Origin of the sequence: Serratia bockelmannii (assembly GCF_008011855.1) — a bacterium.
GTDB classification, from domain to species: Bacteria; Pseudomonadota; Gammaproteobacteria; order Enterobacterales; family Enterobacteriaceae; genus Serratia; species Serratia bockelmannii.
Map to the genome: position 1 here is coordinate 923,831 of NZ_VOUX01000033.1, position 22,598 is coordinate 946,428.

The following is a 22,598-nucleotide window of genomic DNA, read 5'->3' on the forward strand; positions in this document are numbered from 1 at the left end:
GTGAGGGCCCCCCGCGCCTGCGGGGGCCCTGTCTGGCGGTTTTGGGGAGCCTTTGCTACCTTTAGGCATCTTTTCAGCGGTTAAAAGGAATTGCCTCTATGCAGCCCCTCTCGGTACATCTGCCCGATTTTTACGTCGCCGGCCAGACAATCAGAACCACCAATCAGGACGAAACCCAGCCCGAGACGGCTAAAATCCCCGCGCTGTGGTCAGACTTTTTCGCCACCTCGCCCGCCATGCCGGTTTACGGGGTCTACTCCAACTACGCCTCCGACGCCAGCGGGCCGTTTGATGTCACCGCCGGCAGTGAGGCACAGAGCGGTTTGCACATCCAACCTGGCCGCTATCTGGTGTTCCAGGCCCGAGGCGCCTTGCCGGCGGCGGTCATCGAAGGCTGGCAAGCCATCTGGGCCTACTTCGAGCAACACCCGGAAATCGAACGTCGCTTCCTGACCGACTTCGAAGCCTATACCGGCCCCGACGCGGTCGATATCCATATCGGCTGCCGCTAACGCGACAGTGAGGTCAACAATGATGACGCTCTCCCCCGCCATTCCGATCCTGCGTATCTTTTCCGTCGACAAGGCCAAAGAGTTTTATCTGGATTTTCTCGGTTTCACGCTGGCGTGGGAGCACCGCTTCAGCGAAGACCTACCGCTGTACATGCAGGTGACCCGCACCGGGCTGACGCTGCACCTGAGCGAACACTACGGCGACAGCACGCCCGGCGCCGCCATTTTCATCCCGGTGCACGATATCGACGCGCTGCACCGGGAGCTCACGGCCAAAAACTATCGCTATGCCCGGCCGGGCCTGGAGATTGTCGACTGGGGCAAAGAGCTGAACCTCACCGATCCGTTCGGCAACCGGCTGCGGTTTTGCGAACAGAGCCCCTCGGCCTGATCGGCGTTATGGCCGATATTCCGCCTCGCTGACCGGCTCAAGCCAGGTCACCGGGCTGCCGTCCACCGCTTCGGCGATGGCGATATGGGTCATGGCGGTGTCCGGTGTCGCACCGTGCCAGTGTTTGACGTCGGCCGGTATCCAAACGATATCGCCGGGATGCATCTCCTGCGTCTTCTCGCCCCACATCTGGATCCACCCGCGCCCCTGAGTGACGATCAGCGTCTGGCCGAGCGGATGCGTATGCCAGGCCGTGCGGGCGCCGGGTTCGAAGGTGACGGTCGCGCCGCCCACCCTGGCCGGCGCGTCACCGGCGAAGGGGGCATCGATGCGTACCTGCCCGGTAAAGTAATCCGCCGAACCGCGCTGTGATGGGATAGAACCGCTGCGTTGTATTTTCATCTGTCGTGTCCTCCACGTCGGCTTTCCAACCGACGCTGATAGTTATAAGTCAGCGATGCCAAGATAGCGCCATGCTTTTCCGGTGACTAGCGGGTAAAATGCGCAAGGAGCTATGAGCTCAATTCATAAATCTACGCGCGGCAGCGCCCCAACTTTGCTCTCCGGTGCCGGTATGTTGAAAGAAAACTTTAACGATCTGATCGCTTTCCTGATGGTGGCCAGGGAGCGCAGCTTCACCAAAGCGGCGGCGCAGCTTGGGGTTTCCCAATCGGCACTCAGCCACGCTATTCGCGGCCTGGAAGAACGCCTGGCGCTGCGCTTGCTCACGCGCACCACTCGCAGCGTCGCCCCCACCGAGGCCGGTGAGCGGTTGCTCAACAGCATTGGCCCGCGCTTGGCGGAGATTGAAAGCGAGCTGAACGCGCTGGGTGAAATGCGCGATCGGCCCGCCGGCAACATCCGCATCACCGCCGGCGAACACGCGGTGGATGCGGTACTGTGGCCGGTGCTGCGCACTTTTCTCGTCGATTACCCGGATATCAACGTGGAAATCACCGTCGACAACAGCCTGACCGACATCGTCGCCGGGCGATTCGACGCCGGAATCCGGCTGGGGGAACAGGTGGCGAAGGACATGGTCGCGGTGCGCATCGGGCCGGCCATGCGCATGGTGCCCGTCGCCTCCCCTGACTATTTCGCCCGTTACGGCCTCCCCGCTACGCCGCAAGCGCTGCAAAACCATCGCTGCATCAACATGCGCCTGCCCACCCTCGGCGGGCTGTACGCCTGGGAATTTGCCCGCGATGGCCGGGAGATTAAAGTGCGGGTGGAGGGGCAACTGACCTTCAACAGCCTGCGCCAGCGAATCGACGCCGCGCAGCTCGGCCTCGGCATCGCCTTTGTGCCGGAAGATACCGTCGCCGAGCCGCTGGCCGACGGTCGGTTGCTGATGGCGCTGGACGACTGGTGCCCGCCGTTTCCCGGTTATTACCTCTATTATCCAAGCCGCAGGCAACACACTACCGCCTTTGCGCTGCTGATTGAGGCGCTGCGACGCGGGGCTTAACGCCCGACGTTCTTCTGCAGATGCGCCGGGTAACGATCGCCGATCACGTCGATAGCGGAGAGCGCACGCTCGATCGCGCCCAGTTCGTCCGCCGCCAACACCACCGACGCCGCCGCAAGGTTTTCTTGCAGCCGATGGCGTTTGGTGGTTCCCGGGATCGGCACGATCCACGGCTGTTGCGCCAGCAGCCAGGCCAGGGCGATCTGCGCCGGCGTCACGCCTTTGCGCTGCGCTATCTGCCCCAGCACGCTCACCAGCGCCTGATTGGCCCGGCGCGCTTCGGCGCTGAAGCGCGGCACCAGGTTGCGAAAATCGCCGCTGTCAAAGGTGGTGTCCTCGGTAATGGCGCCGGTGAGAAAGCCTTTGCCGAGCGGGCTGAACGGCACCAGACCGATACCCAGCTCTGCCAGCGTCGGCAAGATTTCACGCTCCGGCTCGCGCCACCACAGCGAATATTCGCTTTGCAGCGCCGTGACCGGCTGCACCGCGTGAGCTCGCCGAATGGTTTGCGCGCCGGCTTCCGACAGGCCGAAATACTTCACTTTCCCTTCGCGAATCAGTTGCTGCACCGTACCGGCCACCTCCTCGATAGGCACCTCAGGATCGACACGGTGCTGATACAGCAAATCGATCGTCTCTATCCGCAGGCGCTTCAACGAGCCTTCCACCGCCTGGCGAATATGCTCCGGACGGCTGTTCAACACCTGCTGCCCCGCCGGCTGCGGCAGATCGAAACCGAACTTGGTGGCGATGACGACCCGGTCGCGCACCGGCGCCAGCGCTTCGCCCAACAATTCCTCGTTGGTGAACGGACCATAAATCTCGGCGGTATCGAAGAACGTCACGCCCTCGTCAACCGCGGCACGGATCAGATCGACCGCCTGCCGTTTGTCGGTGGCCGGGCCGTAGCCAAAGCTCAGTCCCATACAGCCCAACCCCAACGCCGAGACTTCCAGCCCTTCGCGCCCCAATTTGCGTGTTTGCATCTTCACTCTCCCACTGATTGATACCGGCCCCGCGTGACGCGGAGCCGTTCCGGTGTGGTGACTGTAAAACGCGACTGCCGCCATGACTATGGGGCGAAATACGCTTGAGCTTATGAGCCAGGCTCATGAATCCGTTAACCGTCGCTGGGACCGGAGTTTTTGCGGGAACGTTCCTGCCCAAGATACTCTATACTGATATCAGGATGCCTTACCCTTTTCGTTTAGCGTCATGTAGATGGAGCGACAGATGGCTAACTCTGAATCGACCTGCAATTCCCTTTCAATACCAGTGGCAGATTTATTCCATGACCAATAAGAAAAGCGCCGTGCTTACCCCGGCTGCAATGCTATTGCTACATCCCATGTTTGCCAGTCAGGCGCTGGCGGCAGAAAATAATGAAGAGAAAAGCGACACCCTGGTGGTGATGGCGCAACCCACCGGATTGACCGAGCTGGGATCGCCGGTGTCCGTCAGCGTGATCGACGGCCAGGACCTGCGCAACGCCGCACCGCAGATTAACCTGTCGGAAAACCTCGGCAGCGTGCCGGGCCTGCAGCTCCAAAACCGGCAAAACTATGCGCAGGATCTGCAGCTGTCGATACGCGGATTCGGTAGCCGATCGATGTTCGGCGTGCGCGGGGTGCGCATGTACGTCGACGGCATTCCCGCCACCATGCCCGACGGCCAGGGACAAACCTCCAACATCGACATCAACTCCGTCGAGCGCATCGAGGTGCTGCGCGGCCCCTATTCCGCTCTGTACGGCAACGCTTCGGGCGGGGTGATCTACGTTGACACCCAGACCGGCACCCAGCCGCCAACGCTGGAGGCCGGCGGCTATTTCGGCAGCGACAATACCTGGCGCTATGGGGTGAAAGCGACCGGCGCCACCGGCGACGGTACCCAGGCCGGCGACGTCAACTACGCCATCTCGGGCACCCGCTTCACCACTCAGGGCTACCGCGATCACAGCGCCGCGCGGAAAAACCTCGGCAACGGCAAGCTCGGTGTGCGGCTGGACGACGTCAGCACCCTGACGCTGATGTTCAACAGCGTCTCAATCGATGCCGGCGATCCGGGCGGCCTGACCGAGGCAGAGTGGAAGGAAAACCCGCGCCAGGCGCCGCGCGCGGATCAATACAACACCCGCAAGTCGCTCGATCAGACCCAGGCCGGCCTGCGCTATCAGCGCCAGATGAGCGAGCGCGACGAACTGACGCTGACCGCTTACCACGGCGAACGCCACACCACGCAGTACCAATCGATCCCGATGGGGCCGCAGCTCAACCCCACCCACGCCGGCGGGGTGATCGTGCTGGAAAGAAAATATCAGGGCATTGACACTCGCTGGAAGCATGAGGATACTCTCGCATCGTTACCGGTAACACTGATCGGCGGTCTGGATTATGAAACCATGACCGAACGCCGCCAGGGGTTCGAAAACTTTATTCTGCGAGACGGCACTGTGGACTACGGCGAGAAAGGCGACCAGCGGCGCAACGAGAAGAACCGTATCTGGAACCTGGATCCTTACCTGCAAACCTCCTGGCAACTGACGCCGCGCTGGACGCTGGACGCCGGCCTGCGCTACAGCACCGTCAGCTTCGACTCGACCGACTATTACATCACGCCGCGCAACGGCGACGACAGCGGCAGCAAACGCTACCACCAGTGGCTGCCGATGGGCTCGCTCAACTACAAGATCAATCCGGCGTGGAACGTCTATCTCTCCGCCGGCCGCGGCTTTGAAACCCCGACCATCAACGAACTCTCCTACCGCCCCGACGGCCAGACGGGCCTCAATATCGGCCTGCAGCCGTCCACCAGCGATACCGTCGAACTGGGCAGCAAGCTGCGCCTCGGCAACGGCCTGGTGAGCGCTGCGCTGTTCCAGACCGATACCGACAACGAGCTGGTGGTGGCGGAAAGCAGCGGCGGACGCACCAGCTACGCCAACGCCGGCAAAACCCGGCGGCGCGGCCTGGAGCTGGCGCTGGATCAAGAGTTCGCGCTGGACTGGCGCCTGCATATGGCCTGGACGCTGCTGGACGCCACCTACCGCAGCGAAATGTGCGGTAAATCCGGCTGTACCCCCGCCGGCAATCACCTGCCAGGCATCGCCCGCAACATGGGCTACGCCTCGCTGGCCTTTGCACCGCCGGAAGGCTGGCACGCCGGCGCGGAACTGCGCTACATGAGCGACATTCAGGCCAACGACGCCAACAGCGCGCAGGCCCCCTCTTACACCGTGGCCGGCGTAAACGCCGGTTATCGCTTTACCTGGAACCGCTGGGCGCTGGACGTGTTCAGCCGGGTGGACAATATTTTCGACCGCCGTTACGTCGGTTCGGTGATCGTCAACGAAGGCAATGGCCGCTATTTCGAGCCGGCGCCGGGTCGCAACTGGGGTGGCGGCGCCACCTTGTCTTACCGCTTTGAATAAGGCAAAGCACCTTAAGGTTAAAAGACGGGATGGGTTTTACGTCACCCTAGCGGCTTCCCGCTGAAATAATAGGGAGAAACCGCGTGTTTTTTCCGATTTGGCTTAATCTCTAAATCGGGGACTTTCATTTTTGGTAAGGGTATTGCTATGCAAAATAAAGCGTCACTATCGCCGCTTATCGTCATAACGGCGCTGTTTGCCGCGCTGAGCGGGCTTTATCTGCTCGGCGGCGGCATCTGGCTGGCCAAGTTGGGCGGTTCGCTGTATTACATCATCGCCGGGCTGGTGCTGCTGGCGACCTCCTGGCTGCTGTTCCGCCGCCGCGCCACCGCGCTGCTGCTGTACGCGGTGTTCCTGCTGGGCACCACTATTTGGGCCCTGTGGGAAGTCGGCCCGGACTTCTGGGCGCTGACGCCGCGCCTGGACGTCACCTTCTTCTTCGGCCTGTGGCTGGTGCTGCCGTTTATCTACCGTAAGCTGGTCGCCAACGGCAAATTCGCCTACGGTGCGCTGAGCGCGGCGCTGGCGATCACCGTCATCGCACTGGCCTATGCCGTATTCAACGATCCGCAAGAGATCAACGGCACCCTCGACGCCGCGCAGGTCCAGCCGAAAGACGCCACCGGCGCCGACTGGCCGGCCTATGGCCGCACCCAGGAAGGCACCCGTTACTCGCCGCTGAGCCAGATCAACGACAAAAACGTTGGCCAGCTGCAAGAAGCCTGGCGTTTCCAGACCGGCGATCTGAAGACCGCCAACGATCCGGGTGAGATCACCAACGAAGTCACGCCGATCAAGATCCGCGATACCCTTTACATGTGTACGCCGCACCAGAAGCTGTTCGCGCTGGATGCCGCCACCGGTAAAGAAAAGTGGAAATTTGATCCGCAGCTGAAGTACAACCCGACCTTCCAGCACATCACCTGCCGCGGCGTGTCTTACCACGAAACCGCTGCAGCCGCGGGCGCCGCCGGCGATGCCGCACCGGCGATGTGCGCACGCCGCATCATTCTGCCGGTCAACGACGGCCGCCTGTTCGCGCTGGACGCCGAAACCGGCAAACCGTGCCCGGGCTTCGCCAACAACGGCGAGCTGAACCTGCAGAGCAACATGCCGTATGCGACGCCGGGCCACTACGAGCCGACCTCGCCGCCGGTGATCACCGATAACGTGATCGTCGTTGCCGGTGCCGTGACCGACAACTACTCCAACCGTGAGCCTTCCGGCGTGATCCGCGGCTTCGACATCAACAGCGGCAAGCTGCTGTGGGCCTTCGATCCGGGCGCGAAAGATCCGAACGCCATCCCGGCGGACGAGCACCATTTCGTGCCGAACTCGCCGAACTCTTGGGCGCCGGCCGCCTATGACGCCAAGCTGGATATCGTCTATCTGCCGATGGGCGTCGCCACGCCGGACATCTGGGGCGGCAACCGCACCCCGGAAATGGAGCGCTACGCCAGCGGCCTGCTGGCGCTGAACGCCTCCACCGGCAAACTGGCCTGGTTCTATCAGACGGTCCACCACGACCTGTGGGATATGGACGTGCCGGCGCAGCCGACCCTGGCGGACATTACCGACAAGAGCGGTAAAAAAGTGCCGGTGATCTATGTGCCGACCAAAACCGGCAACATCTTCGTGCTGAACCGCACCAACGGCGAGCTGGTGGTGCCGGCGCCGGAGAAACCGGTACCTCAGGGCCCGGCCAAAGGCGACCGCCTGTCACCGACCCAGCCGTTCTCCGAGCTGACCTTCCGTCCTGAGAAGAAGCTGACCGGTGCGGACATGTGGGGCGCGACCATCTATGACCAACTGGTCTGCCGCGTGATGTTCCACAGCCTGCGTTATGAAGGCACCTTCACCCCGCCTTCCGAGCAGGGCACGCTGGTGTTCCCGGGTAACCTGGGCATGTTCGAATGGGGCGGCCTGGCCGTCGATACCGATCGCGAAATCGCCATCGCCAACCCGATCGCGCTGCCGTTCGTCTCCAAACTGATCCCGCGCGGCCCAGGCAACCCGATTGAGCCGCCGGAAGGCGACAAAGGCGGCAGCGGCACCGAGTCCGGCGTACAGCCGCAATATGGCGTGCCGTTCGGCGTTACCCTGAACCCGTTCCTGTCACCGTTCGGCCTGCCGTGCAAACAGCCGGCCTGGGGTTACATTTCCGCCGTGGATCTGAAAACCAACGACATCGTGTGGAAAAAACGCATCGGCACCGTGCGCGACAGCTCACCGCTGCCACTGCCGTTCAAAATGGGCATGCCGATGCTGGGCGGCCCGGTAACCACCGCCGGTAACGTGTTCTTCATCGGCGCCACCGCTGACAACTACCTGCGCGCTTTCAGCGTGACCAACGGTGAAAAACTGTGGGAAGCACGCTTGCCGGCCGGCGGCCAGGCGACGCCGATGACCTATGAGGTCAATGGCAAGCAGTACGTGCTGATCTACGCCGGTGGCCACGGTTCCTTCGGCACCAAGCTGGGCGACTATGTGATCGCTTACGCCCTGCCCGATCAGAAGTAACCACCGCCGTTAGTACCTCGCAAAGCACGCCGCAAGGCGTGCTTTTTCTTTTCCCTCCCCGCTGACACCCCTCTCGCAATACCCTTAATTTTTTCACTTTCATTATTGATAATGGTTATCATTCGCAATATTATGAATGCATGGCCCCGGCAGCGGCCTGCAATCCTACTCCAGCTTAATGGTAATACTACGATCAGCCGCCTGCGGGCGGCCTTATTCGGAGGCGCATGGTCGACCATACTCGGAAGCATAGAAAGAAAATTCTGCAAGCGGCGGTGAACACGCGGCGCGCCGGCCTGCCGTTCGCAGCGGATCCCCCTGTCGCCCCGCCCTTTATTGGCTTGGCCCATCAGACGGAGGCGGTGCTGGTGCACCTAGTCGGCCATGATGACGTACAGGAGAAGCATAAATGAACCTGCAACCCTTTACCGCCATGCTGATGTTCGCCTACGTGCTGCTGATGGTGCCGCTGCTCTACGTCATCGACAGCCGACTGAGCGCCAGCAGACTGGTGCGCAAAGCCACGCAAAACGTCATCATTATCGCGTTGACGCTGTTGTTCTTCAGCGCGATGACGCTTTTATACTGAGGCCATCTCGCCGGTGCCCCGCGGCCGACGTTACTCGGCCTCCCGGCGTTTGGCCCGCGGATATTTCCACAGCCAGCGCCCGCTGATCATGCGCCAGTAGAACAAGGCGCCGCGCACCGCCCAATCGAAGAACATCCCCAACCAGACACCCACCACGCCCATGCCCAGTTCGATACCCAGCACATAGCCAGCCACCACACGGCAGCCCCACATGCCGAGCATCGTCACCCACATGGCAAAGCGGGCGTCGCGCGCGCCTTTCAGCCCGGCAGGCAACACCCATGAAGCGGCCCAGATCGGCATAAAGGCGGCGTTGAGCCAAATCAGGGTTTTCACCACCGTTTTCACATCATCCTGCGAGGTATAAAACGCGGCGAATACCCCGGCCAGCGGTGCCGTGCCCCAGGCGATGGCGGTCAGCCCAAGGGTCGATAGCCAGAAAATATGGCGCAGTTGCCGCTCCGCCTGACCGATCTCGCCCTTGCCGAGCCGCCGACCGACGATGATGGTCGAGGCCGATCCCAATGCGTTGCCCGGCAAGTTAATCAACGAAGCGATGGAGAAGGCGATGAAGTTGCCGGCGATAACGTTGGTGCCCATGCCGGCGACGAACATCTGCGTCAACAGCTTGCCGCCGTTGAACAGCACCGATTCGACGCTGGCGGGAATGCCGATCCCCAACACTTCCCACAGGATGCTCATCTTGAGCGGCGTGAAATAACTTTTCAGCGTAATGTGCAGCGCCGGATTAAAGCCGATCGCCAGCACATAGAGGATGGCGATGGCGCCGATATAGCGGGAAATCGTCAGCCCCAGCCCGGCGCCGACAAAGCCCAGCCCGTGCCAGCCGAGCATGCCGTAAATCAGGATGCTGCTGATGATGATATTGAGGATATTCATGCCACCATTGATCAGCAGCGGGATCTTGGTATTACCCGCGCCGCGCAACGCGCCGCTGCCGATCAGCGCAATCGCCGCCGCCGGGTAGCTCCACACCGTGGTCTGCAGGTAAGAGAGCGCCAGCGCTTTCACCTCCGGCGACGCCGCGCCGGCGATCACATCGATGATCGATTCGCCCGCCAGGTGAATGCCCGCCGCCAACAGCACCGCCACGCCGGTCATCAAGACCAGCGACTGACGTGCCGCCGCCCGCGCACGCCGGCGATCGCGCTTGCCGAGGCTGAAGGCCACCACCACGGTGGTGCCGAGATCCACCGCGGCAAAAAAGGCAATGATCACCATGTTGAAGCTGTCCGCCAGCCCCACCCCGGCCATCGCCTCTTTGCCGAGCCAGCTCACCAGAAAGGTGCTCAGCACCCCCATCAGCAAAACGCAGGCATTCTCCAGAAAGATCGGCACCGCCAGCGGCGTGATCTCGCGCCAGAACAGCACGCGGTAGCTTTTCCGTTTGGCGTACCAGGGCGTATTTTCCACGCGCTGACGCAGTGCGGCATACAGATTCAAGGTGGGCTCGATGGATAAAAGTGAAACATCATTTCAAATGATGATCGATAAATCGTTATCCTGCAAAGAATTTTTAGGCGCCCGTAACGAGCGCACGACAGGCTTACCCAACGCTACTCCATGTAGTCTTCCTGATCGGCCTGCGCCGCCGCGATAAAACGCGCGGTACTGCGGCTGAGCGTGGCGCATTTGTCCGTCAGCAGCTGATTGTCCTGCTGCAGAGTCAGGTAACGCGCCTGGGTGAGCGTCGGCAACTGTCGATACCCTACCGCATGCGTATCCCAGCCGCGATGCTGCGCCGCACGCATCGCGGTGCGTTGCAATTTCACGTCGTCCGGCACGTCGCTGCGCCCGCAGTCCACGCGCAGGAAATGCCCGCCGGCCAGCATCAGAGCGATGTGATCCAATTGCGCCTGCAGCGGCGGCGCCGGTCGATGCGCCGTCTGCTGACAACCCGCAAGCAGCAGCAACGCCACCGCGCCGCAAAGAAACGTGCGAAACAGAGTAGACATGGGCGCTCCCGGAAACCTGTGGGTGATGCAATGATCTTAGGTGAGCGGATGCCGGGCGGCAAGGCGGGCAGCGCGCTTAGCGCCGGCCGCTGCTGACCTTGGTGGCGCGAGCGGGGTTGCCGGCGACGAATTCCAGCGTAGGGGAATAATAAAACGGCAGCCAGGCGTTATAGCCGCTCTCCCACTCCCATTTGACCGGGCAGGGCCACAGCATGTCTTCATGCAGGATGTAATAAATCCACCGCCCGGGCGGACGACGGGGTTTGCGCATTTTCATAGCGAGTACGACGGCCTGATGACGTGCGATAAGGTGAACTGCTGCATTTTACCGCGATTTGGGTCGCGGGGACAGCCTGCGTTGCCGTGTGAAGCGCCCGCTAAATCTCACCCGGTGATTCGGCGTAAAGTCCGCCGTTTTACTGATCCAGAACATCTTTCGCATTCACCTTATTGATATATTGATTGAAAATCATTCCTATTCAGGAGGAAGGGCCATGGTTAAGTCATTGAATGCAGTGTTCACGCGCCTTTTTGATCGTCCGGACGCCGGCAAGCTGGCACTCAGACTGACCTTTGGCGGACTGATGCTGTTTCACGGCGTGGCGAAAATTCAGCACGGCGTCGGCTGGATTGCCGGTGCGTTGCAGGAACAGGGGCTGCCCGCCTTCATCGCCTACGGCGTGTATGTAGGGGAGATCCTGGCGCCGATACTGATCATTTTGGGACTGTTCACCCGCCCCGCCGCGCTGGTTTACGCCTTTACGCTGGTGGTGGCATTTTTGATGGTGGGCACCGGCAAGGTGTTCAGCGTCACTGACGTCGGCGCCTGGGGCATTGAAAACGAACTGGTGTTCTTTATGGGCGGGCTCGCCATTCTGCTGCTGGGCAGCGGCAAATACACGATCGCGCGTAATGAAGCCTATCGGTAAGCCGCGCATTCCCTAAGGAGGTTTTTGGTTTGAACCTCCTCGGTGCGGAAACGGCGTTTAACTCTCGGCCAGGCGGTACACAGGGACCTTGCGCGTCGTGCCGGTCAGGGTGTCGAAGATCTCCGTTTCCGCCGTCACGATCGCCATGCCAGTTTTTCTTAGCCTGCGCACCTCGGCAGCAATGCGCTGGATGCCGAACCAAAACAAGCCATCCAGCGCCGTCACCGGCAACCCTTGCTCCAGCGCCAGCTTAAGCCGCTCACGCGGCGCCTTGAGCGCTTTGGCAATTTCCCGATAAGGCAGCGCATCCACGCCCGACGCAGATGTTCGGTGAATACGGGTCGACAGGCCGTATTGGAAAGCCTCCGGCACGCCGCTCAAATCGCTTTTCAGGCTGTAGACACAGCCAAAGCGCTTGCCGTTGAACACCACATTTTTTTGACTGATCGACAACTCATCACGCAGGCCGGCAATCAGCTGCGGTGCCCGCACCAGCAATAAGCGAAACGGCAATTCAAAACTGGTCACGTAGTCCACATTGAGCAGCGCAATGCGCAGACGCTCTTCCGCCCCGGCCTGCGTCTCGCGGCACTCGTTCAACACCTCGCTCCACTGGTGCGCGAGCCGCGGGGCCTCATCCAGCGGCGCGAAATGGTATTTCTCGATGTGGTAGTCGATTCTTTCGTTCATGTCCGTTGGCCCCCGCGTCAGTCATCATTGCCATCAGCAAATTACCTTACCCGCGGACAACAGTACACTATCACCGCGTTCACTTCGCAGAGGAAAGCCGGGGCGAATCATCAAACATGAGGGGAAAAGCCAAATATCGTGCTGGGTAAAAACGATGAGCATCATGACGGCGCGCCACGCGTCGATGGGACCACCTGCCCCGATTCCAGCTTGATGATGCGATCCGCCAGGTAGAAATAGCGATCGTCGTGAGTAATCGCAATAACCGTTTTGCCTTCGGCCTTCAGCATCGGCAAGAGTTCAAGGTAAAACACAGCCTTAAACTCCGGATCCTGATCGGCGGCCCACTCATCAAACAGATAAACCGGACGCTCTTCCAACCACGCCTGCAGTAAAGCCAGCCGTTTTCTCTGCCCCTGAGAGAGCGCGATTGTTGAAAAACGGCCGCGGGAAAAACTGACTTTATGGCTTAACTTCAGCAGGCGCAGCAGATGTTCGACCTGCTGTTGCGTGCGCTCAGTGACAAACGCCACATCGTCAAAAAGAAAGAAGTCGTTGAACACCACCGAAAAATGTCGGCGGTATATTTCCAGAAGATCGTCACTGATCGGCTCGCCGTTAAGCAAAATCGCGCCGTGATCAGGCGGGTAAATTCCCACCAGCAGATTCGCCAACGTCGTCTTGCCGCTGCCGTTGCCACCGACGATAAAAATGAGTTCACCGGGCGCAATGTGCATATTCAGCGGGCCAAGGGTGAAATGTTCCCCTTCTTCGTTCTGATATTGGTAACGGACATTATCCAACGCCAACGAAGCAAAAGGGGGTGGCGTAAAATGGCGCTGTGGAACTTCGGGCCTGAGTTGCGCGCGCAGCGACTGTACCCGCTGCATGGCCACCCGCGCGCCGGCCAGGGTGGGCAGCGCGGATAACAGCCCTTCGACCGGCACAATCATATACAGAAACACCATGATATAGCCGGTAAGCGCCCGTTCGTCCAAAGACAGCCCGTCACGCAAGCTGAACAACACCAGGCCGATGAAAGCGAAAAACAGCGCGCTTCCCCAACTGCTCGCCAAACCGTACAACACGTAACCGCGGGTTCTCTCCCGGCGAACCGCGTCAATATTCTGCGCCAGTTCACCGCTGACGAATTGACGACGGCGCACCGCGTTCAGCCGAAACTCCCTCGCACCGTCAAACAATTTTTTGCATTGCTGAATCAGCGTATCTTCGCGCTGACGCGATCGGCGCAACAAACGCATCGCGGGGCCGTGCGCGGCGCGGTAGCCCAGGCTGCCGCAGACAATCACCGCCAATGCCAGCGCCAGTACGCTCAATGACAGGCTGCCAAGGTAAACCAGGCAGCCAACGATAACGGCGCCGAAAATCAGCAGATTGGGCAGATTGACGAAAAACACCACCAGCGTATCGAGATCCTGTGTCAGCACCGACAGCGTTCTTGCCATCCCCGCTTTCTCCAACAGCAGCCAGCGCGTTTCGCTGACGTCTTGCACCAGCTCGCTGCGCAAGCGCGCCTTCACCTTTTGTCCCAGCGCCATAAACGTGGTTTGAGAAACCACGCGCGTCGCCAGCATCAACAGCGTCAGTAACGCAAAATCGCCTCCTGGACTCAGCCATGACGCCTCATTGGATTGCGTCAGACCGTGATTGATCATCGCCAGCAAAGAGGCATTGCACAGCCCGCTGACGACACCGGCGACCACGGCGAGCAGTAGCCAACCGCGCACCATACGAAACAACATCATTAATACCGACATGCCGAATTCCTTGCTCATATTCACAATTTTTATGGTTTTAACCGGGATGTCTTATAGCGAATTAACGGCCATACCAGCAGAGGGACACCGATCAGCGACGCCACCAACCCGACCGGCAGCTGGCGCGGGTAGAGCGCATTGCGCCCCAGCCAGTCGGCAACTGTCATGATGGAGGATGACAACAGCGCGGCGGTGTAGAGCTGCATCAGCGGCCCTTTCGCGCCCATCTTGCGCGCCAGATGCGGCCCCAGTAGGCCGATGAAAGACACCGGGCCGACCAGCAACGTCGCCAGCCCTGTCATGACTGCCGCCATAGCCAGCACGCTGAAACGTGCGCGCGGCAATGGCACGCCGAGCGCGCCGGCGACGTTGCCCATCGGCAACAGCACCAGCCAGCGGCGAAACAGCGGCATCAGCGCCAGGAGAACCAACGTGATGACAAACACGCCTTCGGCCAACGAAGCGCCAACGTAATAGGTGCTGCCCGTCATCAGCGGCAACAACACCGCACTTGCGGCAAGATTGTTGAGCATCACGATGCTGACCGCTGCCTGGCATAGCGCATTCAGCGCCAAACCATTGAGCAATACCCGCTGCGGATTAAAGTCACTTCGACGGCTGTTCCACAACGTCAGCAACAGGCTTATCAACGCGCCCCCCAGGCTACTCACCAACAGCCAGCCACTGCCGCCAGCGGGAAGCAAAAACACAAAGGCCGTAACGCCCATGGCCGCGCCACCGCCAATACCCAGCACTTCCGGGCTGGCGAGCGGGTTCCCGCTCACCCGCTGCATCAACACGCCGGCCCCCGCCAGCAGCGCACCGGCGCTCACCGCCGCCAGCAGTCGTGGCAACCGCAATGGCAGCAGGTTCGCCAGCTCCCCTCTTTCCGCCCAATGCCAATGCTGCAATCCATGACCGAAACATAAAGAGACCACGATCCCCGCAGCCAGAATGCCGGCCGACAACCAGATGAACCGTTGTTGATGCGAGGTATGCGACACCGGCAACGGCGGCGCAAGATCGATGCTTTGCTGCCGTGCAAAACGCGCCAGCAGCATCAGCAACGGGCCGCCGGTAAGGGCGGTCAGCATGCCGACGGGCAGCAGCTGGCCGCTCTCCAGCGACACGCGAGAGACGCAAAGATCGGTCAGCCACAGGAGGCCCGCACCGATGAGCGTCGTATGCAGCACCATTTGCCGGGAGGTTCGCGCGCCGCCAAAGCGCGCCAGATGGGGCGCTGCGAGCCCTAAAAAGCCGATGACGCCGACTGCGTTAATGATGAGGGCGCTCATGGTCAGCGCCAGCAGCACCGCGGCGGCGCGGATGCGCACCGGCGATGCGCCGAGGCTGCTGACCACGGTTTCCGGCAATTGCAGCAGTTCAAGCGGGCGCAGCAAGAACAACAGGCCCACTACGCAGACGGCGAGCCACGGCAACATCCGCAGCAGAATTTGTCCGTCTTCCACCGCCAGCGAACCGCCTCCCCACATCAGCACCTGAAGTAAAAAGCGATCGTTGATAATGGCAATCAGCAAGGTCAGCGCCCCGCACCACAAATTGATCATGATGCCCGCCTGCACCATCGCCAGCGGCGACATACGCTGACGCCAGCTGAGCGCCAGCACGCACGCCAGCGCCGCAATCTCACCGGCAATCACCACGGCGGTGCGCGCGCCGACCAGCAGCGACGGCAACCACAACGATGCCAGCCCCATCGCCAACGTCGCCCCGGCGGTCATGCCGAGCGTCATCGGCTCCGCCAACGGGTTGCGCAACGCACGCTGCATTAACCAGCCGCACAGCCCCAGCGTCGCGCCCCCCACCATCGCCATACCCTGACGCGGCAACCACATGCTATGCAGGATAATGGCCGCCGGATCGAGATTATGCTCGGAGAACAACGCGACAATGCCGCCTTGCCGATGAATATCGGCCAGCGCCAACGGCAACGACGTCAGCCACAACGCGGCGATTACCCCCCAGGAAAGACGGCGGGAAAAAGATTCATGCATCACGCCACCTCATCATCATCCCGATGAAAATATCGGCAAAGCGCCCGGCGGTTATCAGGGCGCCGGCATCGCTGATGTTTTCGTCTATCAGGTTCAGGTTGTGCGCTGCGGTCAGCGGCAGACGTTGCCACAGCGGGCTTTGGCGCCATTGCGACACCGATTCCCGCTGATCGTCAGGCGTCAACAGCATCAGCCGCGCATTCAGATCGGCGATGCGGGTCAGCTCCACCAGCACGCTGCCTTCCGCTCCCGCGCCGCCATGCCATCCGTTGCGCAGCCCGCAGGCGGCCAATACGTCGCCGGGAAGACTGCCTGCGGTGTAGACCCGCAGATGCAGCGCATCTACCGGGGCGGCGAGCAGCGCCGGACGTTCAACCTGCCGCGCCAGCAGCGAGGCGCGGCTCAGCTTGCCGTTCAGGCTGGCCAATATCTGCGCGGCCTGAGGCTGCCGCTGAAGCCGTTCGCCCAATTGCCGGGCGGCGCTGATGAGTTCCGCCAGCCCGTGAGCCGGCAGCGCGATCGTCGGCGCGATGCGTTCCAGCGCCGGCTTCAGCAACGCATGCTGCGGCGTGATGACAATCGTGTCCGGCCGCAGTGCGTACAGCGTTTCCAGATTGGGCTGGAACAGCAGGCCAAGATCCAACGCCGACGCAGGCAGCGCAGGCGTCGGGATCAGCTTGCGATACCAATCCGGCGCCGAGACGCCCGCCGGAGTCACCCCCAGCGCCAACAGAATTTCCGTCAGCCCCCAATCCAACACGGCCAGCTTTTGCGGCGGCCGGCCGGCGTCGGCCCGCGCATAAAGCGGGGCCAACAGGAGAGCGGTCAACAACCTGCGTCGCGACAGCATCGGTCACCACTTATAGCTGAGGGTCGCGATGTACTGGCGTTTCAGCGCATACTCGCAGCCATTGTTGGAGCAGGAAGCCAGATAGGTCTTGTTACCGAGATTGGCGGCATTGAGCGCCAGCTGCCATTGGCGCCACTGATAGCCGACGCGCGCATCGTAGACCGTGGCCGCCGGCACCTTCAGACCGTTGTCCGAGGTGGCGTAGCTGGTGCCGACATAACGCACGCCGCCGCCCAGCGTCACGCCGTCAAGCGCGCCGTCAAAGGCATACTGGCTCCAGAGCTTGGCGGTATTGCGCGCAATGCCCACCGGACGCTTGCCCTGCGTATCGTCGTTGGCGCTCAGCACTTTCGGATCGGTCAGGTTGTACGACGCCAGCACCGACCATGCCGGCGTGATGTTGATGCGGCCATCAAGCTCAATCCCGCGCGAGCGCACTTCGCCGGTCTGCACGCTGAAGTTCGGGTGATCGGGATCGGCGGTCGCCACGTTGGTTTCACGCAGGTCGAACAACGCCAGGGTAAACAAGGCATCCAGCCCGACCGGATCGTATTTCAACCCCACTTCCGTCTGTTTGCCTTCGGTCGGTTTAAAGGCGTGGCCGTAAAAGTCATTGCTGCTGCTCGGCACAAACGACGTGGAATAGCTGATGTAAGGCGCCAATCCGTTATCAAAGTGGTACAACAGCCCGGCGCGCCCGGTCGTCGCGTAGTCGCTGCGCTCGGTGCGAGCGTCGTTCAGCAGGTCGATGCTTTTGGTTTTCGCCGCGTCGTAACGGCCGGCAAGGTTCAGGATCCAGCCCCCCAGTTCGAGTTGGTCCTGGAGATAGAACCCGGTTTGATCGAGCGTATTGTGCGTACTGCTGTCGAGCGGCGGTATGGCCACCGGCACGCTATAGTCCGGATTGAGGAAGTTAATCGGGCTGGCGTCACCGTAGCCCGACTGGCTGCGCACCGAGGTATGCATGCGATCAATCCCGGTCAGCAGCGTATGTTTCACCCGACCGGTATCAAAGTGGAATTCAGCCTGGTTATCCACCGCAAAGTTGGTCATGCTCTCCTTCAGGTTCATCGAATAGCGATCGATGAGCGGCGCATCCGCATGCACACCCCATGGATAGACCATCAGATAGTCGCCGGTGCTGCTGAGGTAACGCAGATTTTGGCGGAAAGTCACCGTATCGTTGAAATCGTGCCGGAACTGGTAACCGATGCTGCCCTGCTGGCGTTCGTACTTGTCGAAGCCCGGCTGGCCGCCGTAAAAACGGGTCGAGATGTGGCCGTACGGGTTGGGCGTCAAGGTGCCGGAAAGCGGCATCTGGTTGTAGAATCCGCTGTCCGGATCTTTGCGCAGCTGCGAAATAATCGTCAGGCTGGTGCGCGCGTCCGGCTGCCACGTCAGCGACGGCGCGATGTCATAATGTTGATAGCGGGTGTGATCAACCTGGGTTTCGGTATCAAAAAAGGTCCCCGCCACGCGCCCCAACAGCGTGCCGTTATCGTTCAACGGCCCGGTGGCGTCGACGCCGGCACCAAACTGGTTTTCGTTGCCCGCGCTGACATACACCTCACCGGACGGGGTCGCCTGCGGCGTTTTGCTGACCAGGTTGACGATCCCGCCGGGATTCGCCTGGCCATACAGTACCGAGGAAGGGCCTTTGACCACTTCGATACGCGACAGCAGGAACGGATCCCACGCCGGACGGCTCCACCACGCTTCGCGCGGCAGCCGCAGGCCATCAAGGTATTCGTCGGCTTCAAAACCGCGCACGATGATGGTATCGAAACGGGTATCCGGCCCAGCGTTCTCCGAGTTGACACCGGAAACATAGCGCAGCGCCTGCGGGACGTTTTTCGCCGCTTGCGCGTCAATCTCCGCTTGCGTCACCACCGAGATGCTCTGTGAAGTGCGGCTAATCGGCTGGTTTGACTTCGTCGCGGAGGCGGCGCCGTGCGCCACCAGCGTGCTCTCGTCATCCTGATCCTGAGACGCCGCTGCGCTCACCACCAGGGTCTCTTCTTTTGTGGTATTCTGCCTGCCATCCGCGGTAAACGCTTGCCCGCTATAGCCTGCGATTATCGTATATACCAGCACTTTCAACGGTTTTTCCCTGAATAACTTGCCAATCTGTCTCATCGCATTTCCGACTGTTAGTAGAATTTTATCGAAATGATAATTATTCAACTTTAAAAGAGAAGCCCGTTCATGGCAGAATGGCGCTACCGACAGTCAGGATGTCGCCAGACGGACAAACGTTGTCCGTTATCGCAGCAATAGGCACAAATGGTGAGAACCGGACAGAGGCAGGTAAACATGACATCCCATCACGGTATTGAAGGCCTGCGTCAGCTGCGCTACAGCCCCGGCAGCCAAGAGCCCGTCCATCAGCATGAACAGGGGCAGCTGATTTTGCCGCTGCGCGGCGTGGCGAAAATCGCCACCGCGCAGCACATCTGGCTGCTCTCGCCGGGCCGCGCCATTTGGCTCCCCAGCGGCACACCGCACGGTTTGGAAGCCATCAATGACGTCGTGACGCACAACATCTACTTTACGCCGCCCTTTTCTCGCCGCTATGGCGCACGGCCTCAGGGGCTGAGCGCCACTCCTCTGTTGCATCCCCTGATTGCCGCCGGGCTTGAAAACGCCATTTCCGCCGAACGGCTTACGCTCATTCAAAATCTGCTGAGCGATGAGTTTCAACGCATGCAAAGTGGCCAACTGTGTCACGTGGCCCTGCCGAACGACCGGCGCCTGCGCCAGGTATGCGATGCTTTGTGCCGCGAATTGGGCCATGGCGAAACGCTCGCCTGGTGGGGGAAAAAGGTCGGCGCCAGCGAACGCACCCTGGCACGGCTGTTCCGTGAAGAGACCGCGTTGAGTTTTTCCGAATGGCGCCAGCAAATTCGCCTGCTGGAGGCGGTGTGCAATCTGGCGCGCGGCGTGGCCGTGGGTCAACTGGCCCACGAGCTGGGTTATGCCAGCCCTAGCGCGTTCATCGCCATGTTTCGCAAAAAACTGGGCGTGTCGCCGCAGCGCTATATTCAAAGCGCGTTGGAAGCGTGAAAGCCAGGCGAGTTTAAAATGAAAGAATGCCAATGTGGCGCGAAAATACGCGATGAAAATCAGCGGCAGGCAATGGATTGTGGTTCAGTGATTTGGCGCCAGGCCAGCGCTATCTGTGATGGGGATCGTTGAAAGATTTATTCGTAAGTGATTGAATAATGGCGGAGAGAGGGGGATTTGAACCCCCGGTAGAGTTGCCCCTACTCCAGTTTTCGAGACTGGTCCGTTCAGCCGCTCCGGCATCTCTCCTAACAACGCTTGCTATCATGCCCGCTTTTACGGCATTTTTACAGCATTAGCACACCGCTGAACGTTCAAGTGACGACTTTACGAGCAACCTGATGATTAAATGGCCGTGGAAAGCGACTCAACCCTCTCAACCCCAGGCAGACACTCAGGCCCAGTGGCAGGACGCGCTGGCGATCCCGCTGCTCTCGCCGCTGAATGAGCAGGAGCAGCAGCGGCTGGTGGCCGTTGCCGGGCAGATCTTGCAGCAAAAGCGCATCGTGCCGCTGCAGGGGCTGCAGCTCACCTCGCAAATGCAGGCGCGCATCGCCCTGCTGTTCGCCTTGCCGGTGCTGGAACTCGGCGCGGAGTGCCTCGACGGCTTCAACGAAATTCTGCTCTACCCCACCCCGTTCGTGGTGGAAGACGAATGGCAGGACGAGATCGGCCTGGTGCACTCGGGGCCAGTGGTGCAGTCTGGCCAAAGCTGGGAACAGGGGCCGATCGTGCTCAACTGGCAAGACGTGCAGGACTCTTTCGATCTCTCTGGTTTCAATCTGGTGATCCACGAAGCGGTGCACAAGCTGGATATGCGCAACGGCGGCGTCGCCACCGGCGTACCGCCGATCCCACTGCGCGAGGTGGCCGCCTGGGAGCACGATCTGCACGCCGCGATGGAAAGCCTGCAGGACGAGATCGACATGGTCGGTGAAGAGGCCGCCAGCATGGATGCCTATGCCGCCACCGATGCGGCCGAGTGCTTCGCCGTGCTGTCGGAGTATTTCTTCAGCGCTCCCGAGCTGCTGGCCGAACGCTTCCCGGCGCTGTATCAGCACTTTTGCCGCTTCTACCGCCAGGATCCGCTGGCGCGCCTGTTGCGCGGCCAGGCGGAAAACGACGCGCAATGGGCTGATTGACGGGCACATTGCTCAGATACCGAGCAGTCGCACCACTCCAGGCAATTTAGCGTTGACACACCCGGGGCCGCTGGATATCATGCGCCCCGTTCACACGATTCCTCTGTAGTTCAGTCGGTAGAACGGCGGACTGTTAATCCGTATGTCACTGGTTCGAGTCCAGTCAGAGGAGCCATATTTAGAGAAGCCCGCTTAAGGAAACTTAAGCGGGCTTTTTGCTATGGGGCGTTTACAGCCCGCGTTTTTCCATCAGCAGCGCCAGATCGACCAACCGATTGGAGAAGCCCCATTCGTTGTCATACCAGGCGAGCACTTTCACCAGATTGCCGCCGATCACCAGCGTGGACAGCCCGTCGATGATCGACGAACGCGCATCACCCCGGTAGTCGCTCGACACCAGCGGTTCATCGCTGTAGCCCAGGATCCCTTTCAGCGGGCCGGATGCCGCCGCCGCGCGGAAAGCGGCGTTAATCTCTTCCACCGTCGCCGGGCGTTTCAGCGTCACCGTCAGATCGACGATCGAGACGACCGGCACCGGCACCCGCAGCGAGTAACCGGTCAACCTGCCGTCGAGATCCGGGATCACCTTGCCGAGCGCCTTGGCCGCGCCGCTGGAATAAGGCACGATCGATTCCGCCGCCGCCCGCGCGCCGCGCAGATCTTTTTCCGGCTGATCGTGCAGCGCCTGGCTATTGGTATAGGCGTGAGTAGTGTTCATCAGCCCGTATTCGATGCCGAACGCCTGATGCAGCACCTGCGCGGCGGGCGCCAGCCCGTTAGTGGTGCAGCTGCCGTTGCTGACCACTTTATGCAGCGCCGGATCGTAAAGCTGGTCGTTAACCCCCATGACGATGGTGATGTCGTCGTTCTTGGCCGGCGCCGAGATAATCACCCGCTTGGCGCCGCCGTGCGTGATGTGCACTTCCGCCTTGGCCTTGTCGGTAAAGAAGCCCGTCGCTTCGATCACCACGTCAACGCCCACGCTGCTCCAGGGGATCTCGGCGGGATCGCGCTGCGAAAACACCTGAATCGGCCGGCCGTCCAGCAGCAGCTGGTTGTCGCCGGCTTCCACCCTGGCCGCCAGCGTGCCGGAAAGCGTGTCGTATTTCAGCAGGTGCGCCAGCGTTTTGCTGTCCGTCAGATCGTTGATCGCCACCACTTCAAAATCGCTGCGCCCCAGCGCCGCGCGCAGCACGTTGCGTCCGATCCTGCCAAATCCATTAATGCCTACTCTCACCATGATGC

Annotated in this window: 20 protein-coding genes and 2 tRNA genes; 10 read left to right on the forward strand and 12 right to left on the reverse strand. The window is 61.0% G+C overall.

The genetic code is table 11. The features are described from left to right. Window positions 1–98: 98 nt before the first annotated feature. Together FOT55_RS20875 and FOT55_RS20880 are read left to right on the forward strand one after the other, a co-directional pair. On the forward strand, window positions 99–512 hold the full coding sequence (locus FOT55_RS20875) for a GyrI-like domain-containing protein (RefSeq protein WP_147823963.1): 414 nt from the start codon (window positions 99–101) through the stop codon (window positions 510–512). A 22-nt stretch (window positions 513–534) separates the two neighbouring features. Beyond that, window positions 535–903, forward strand: coding sequence for a glyoxalase superfamily protein (locus tag FOT55_RS20880; protein ID WP_025303381.1), 369 nt, complete (start codon window positions 535–537; stop codon window positions 901–903). 6 nt (window positions 904–909) lie between these two features. Here the strand turns inward: FOT55_RS20880 and FOT55_RS20885 are convergent, their stop codons facing one another. Then, window positions 910–1,305 (reverse strand): (R)-mandelonitrile lyase, encoded by a 396-nt coding sequence (locus tag FOT55_RS20885; RefSeq protein ID WP_025303382.1) that lies wholly within the window; start codon window positions 1,303–1,305, stop codon window positions 910–912. Between the two features lie 172 nt (window positions 1,306–1,477). Here FOT55_RS20885 and FOT55_RS20890 point away from each other — a divergent pair, with 172 nt between their 5' ends. Further along, entirely contained in the window at window positions 1,478–2,371 is an 894-nt protein-coding gene (locus FOT55_RS20890; protein ID WP_049209468.1) for a LysR family transcriptional regulator, read from the forward strand. Here the strand turns inward: FOT55_RS20890 and FOT55_RS20895 are convergent. Continuing rightward, window positions 2,368–3,357: an aldo/keto reductase gene (locus tag FOT55_RS20895; RefSeq protein WP_147823964.1), complete on the reverse strand. Its 990-nt coding sequence runs from the start codon at window positions 3,355–3,357 to the stop codon at window positions 2,368–2,370. The two genes, FOT55_RS20890 and FOT55_RS20895, sit on opposite strands and share 4 nt — an antisense overlap. A 305-nt stretch (window positions 3,358–3,662) precedes the next feature. Here FOT55_RS20895 and pqqU point away from each other — a divergent pair, with 305 nt between their 5' ends. From pqqU to FOT55_RS20915, 3 genes are all read left to right on the forward strand, one after another. Beyond that, complete coding sequence (gene pqqU, locus FOT55_RS20900; RefSeq protein WP_187181962.1) at window positions 3,663–5,801, forward strand: TonB-dependent receptor PqqU; 2,139 nt, start codon at window positions 3,663–3,665, stop codon at window positions 5,799–5,801. Between the two features lie 147 nt (window positions 5,802–5,948). Continuing rightward, entirely contained in the window at window positions 5,949–8,321 is a 2,373-nt protein-coding gene (locus FOT55_RS20905; RefSeq protein ID WP_147823966.1) for a glucose/quinate/shikimate family membrane-bound PQQ-dependent dehydrogenase, read from the forward strand. A 409-nt stretch (window positions 8,322–8,730) separates the two neighbouring features. Beyond that, entirely contained in the window at window positions 8,731–8,910 is a 180-nt protein-coding gene (locus FOT55_RS20915) for a hypothetical protein (RefSeq protein WP_019453466.1), read from the forward strand. A gap of 30 nt (window positions 8,911–8,940) precedes the next feature. Here the strand turns inward: FOT55_RS20915 and FOT55_RS20920 are convergent, their stop codons facing one another. The 3 genes from FOT55_RS20920 to FOT55_RS20930 all read right to left on the reverse strand — a co-directional run bounded on the left by FOT55_RS20920 (window position 8,941) and on the right by FOT55_RS20930 (window position 11,163). Further along, complete coding sequence (locus tag FOT55_RS20920) at window positions 8,941–10,374, reverse strand: EmmdR/YeeO family multidrug/toxin efflux MATE transporter (protein ID WP_025303388.1); 1,434 nt, start codon at window positions 10,372–10,374, stop codon at window positions 8,941–8,943. A gap of 113 nt (window positions 10,375–10,487) precedes the next feature. Beyond that, on the reverse strand, window positions 10,488–10,886 hold the full coding sequence (gspS, locus tag FOT55_RS20925) for a type II secretion system pilot lipoprotein GspS (RefSeq protein ID WP_025303389.1): 399 nt from the start codon (window positions 10,884–10,886) through the stop codon (window positions 10,488–10,490). A 76-nt stretch (window positions 10,887–10,962) separates the two neighbouring features. After that, the gene (locus FOT55_RS20930; protein WP_016927170.1) at window positions 10,963–11,163 is read right to left on the reverse strand and encodes a hypothetical protein; all 201 of its coding nucleotides are present in this window, start codon (window positions 11,161–11,163) and stop codon (window positions 10,963–10,965) included. A 217-nt stretch (window positions 11,164–11,380) separates the two neighbouring features. On the opposite strand from FOT55_RS20930, the gene FOT55_RS20935 reads away from it, so the two are divergent. After that, window positions 11,381–11,815, forward strand: a complete 435-nt coding sequence (locus FOT55_RS20935) for a DoxX family protein (RefSeq protein ID WP_025303391.1) — start codon at window positions 11,381–11,383, stop codon at window positions 11,813–11,815. Window positions 11,816–11,872: 57 nt separating this feature from the next. Here the strand turns inward: FOT55_RS20935 and FOT55_RS20940 are convergent, their stop codons facing one another. The 5 genes from FOT55_RS20940 to FOT55_RS20960 form a co-directional block, all read right to left on the reverse strand. Further along, on the reverse strand, window positions 11,873–12,505 hold the full coding sequence (locus tag FOT55_RS20940) for an ECs1377 family protein (protein ID WP_025303392.1): 633 nt from the start codon (window positions 12,503–12,505) through the stop codon (window positions 11,873–11,875). Between the two features lie 161 nt (window positions 12,506–12,666). Continuing rightward, complete coding sequence (locus tag FOT55_RS20945) at window positions 12,667–14,283, reverse strand: cyclic peptide export ABC transporter (protein WP_147823967.1); 1,617 nt, start codon at window positions 14,281–14,283, stop codon at window positions 12,667–12,669. A 29-nt stretch (window positions 14,284–14,312) separates the two neighbouring features. Beyond that, a complete protein-coding gene (gene fhuB, locus FOT55_RS20950; protein ID WP_147823968.1) occupies window positions 14,313–16,298 on the reverse strand; it encodes a Fe(3+)-hydroxamate ABC transporter permease FhuB in 1,986 nt (661 codons plus the stop codon). After that, window positions 16,291–17,130 (reverse strand): iron-siderophore ABC transporter substrate-binding protein, encoded by an 840-nt coding sequence (locus FOT55_RS20955; protein WP_238476123.1) that lies wholly within the window; start codon window positions 17,128–17,130, stop codon window positions 16,291–16,293. The genes fhuB and FOT55_RS20955 overlap by 8 nt, the downstream gene beginning before the upstream one ends. A 21-nt stretch (window positions 17,131–17,151) precedes the next feature. After that, window positions 17,152–19,155: a TonB-dependent siderophore receptor gene (locus tag FOT55_RS20960; protein WP_238476124.1), complete on the reverse strand. Its 2,004-nt coding sequence runs from the start codon at window positions 19,153–19,155 to the stop codon at window positions 17,152–17,154. 306 nt (window positions 19,156–19,461) lie between these two features. On the opposite strand from FOT55_RS20960, the gene FOT55_RS20965 reads away from it, so the two are divergent. Continuing rightward, window positions 19,462–20,211 (forward strand): AraC family transcriptional regulator, encoded by a 750-nt coding sequence (locus tag FOT55_RS20965; RefSeq protein ID WP_147823971.1) that lies wholly within the window; start codon window positions 19,462–19,464, stop codon window positions 20,209–20,211. 159 nt (window positions 20,212–20,370) lie between these two features. On the opposite strand, the gene FOT55_RS20970 is transcribed toward FOT55_RS20965, so the two are convergent. Next, window positions 20,371–20,460 (reverse strand) — tRNA-Ser (locus FOT55_RS20970). 92 nt (window positions 20,461–20,552) lie between these two features. Between FOT55_RS20970 and mtfA the strand changes: the two genes are divergently transcribed. Together mtfA and FOT55_RS20980 are read left to right on the forward strand one after the other, a co-directional pair. Then, a complete protein-coding gene (mtfA, locus tag FOT55_RS20975; protein ID WP_060433487.1) occupies window positions 20,553–21,353 on the forward strand; it encodes a DgsA anti-repressor MtfA in 801 nt (266 codons plus the stop codon). Between the two features lie 99 nt (window positions 21,354–21,452). Further along, window positions 21,453–21,528 (forward strand) — tRNA-Asn (locus FOT55_RS20980). A 54-nt stretch (window positions 21,529–21,582) separates the two neighbouring features. On the opposite strand, the gene gap is transcribed toward FOT55_RS20980, so the two are convergent. Next, the gene (gap, locus tag FOT55_RS20985; RefSeq protein ID WP_025303396.1) at window positions 21,583–22,593 is read right to left on the reverse strand and encodes a type I glyceraldehyde-3-phosphate dehydrogenase; all 1,011 of its coding nucleotides are present in this window, start codon (window positions 22,591–22,593) and stop codon (window positions 21,583–21,585) included. Window positions 22,594–22,598 lie beyond the last annotated feature (5 nt).